2 tRNA genes are annotated in these 556 nt (G+C 51.1%); both read right to left on the bottom strand.

The features are described 5' to 3' along the window. Positions 1-361: 361 nt before the first annotated feature. Positions 362-437, bottom strand: a tRNA-Ala gene (locus tag HWX14_RS36250). Between the two features lie 40 nt (positions 438-477). Beyond that, positions 478-554, bottom strand: a tRNA-Ile gene (locus tag HWX14_RS36245). Positions 555-556: the final 2 nt, after the last annotated feature.

Here is a 556-nt window from a genome sequence, read left to right as displayed (position 1 = left end):
TTTTCGCAGGCTACCGCGTCCTTCATCGCCTGTGATCGCCAAGGCATCCACCACATGCACTTGTTCGCTTGACCCTATAACGAGTCTGTCTCATCGACAGTCGCTACAGGTTGAGTTCTCGCGTTGTGCCGTATTCCAAATTGAGTCAAACATAGAGTTCGAATCATCTTGAGATACATCGATACAATCACAACCCGGATAACTTCCACGTCCATCTCGAGACGCTTCCGCTATCCAAATTACTTACTTCTTCCAGATTGTTAAAGAACGACAGCCGATACTTTCGTATCCTCTGACTGGCTCAATCGCCAATGCAAAATTCTCGGTTCAGTCTCTGAACCAAGCCCTTAGCGTTGGTGATTGGTGGAGGCAGACGGGATCGAACCGACGACCCCCTGCTTGCAAAGCAGGTGCTCTCCCAGCTGAGCTATGCCCCCATTGAGTACAGATGACCTCAGGTGTGTTACCGCCAGACAATGGTGGGTCTGGTTGGATTCGAACCAACGACCCCCGCCTTATCAAGACGGTGCTCTAACCGACTGAGCTACAGACCCCT

Source organism: Burkholderia sp. BCC0044, from assembly GCF_902832955.1.
Lineage (GTDB): Bacteria > Pseudomonadota > Gammaproteobacteria > Burkholderiales > Burkholderiaceae > Burkholderia.
Note: the sequence above shows the minus strand (reverse complement) of the source record. Positions and strands in the feature narration are given on the sequence as shown.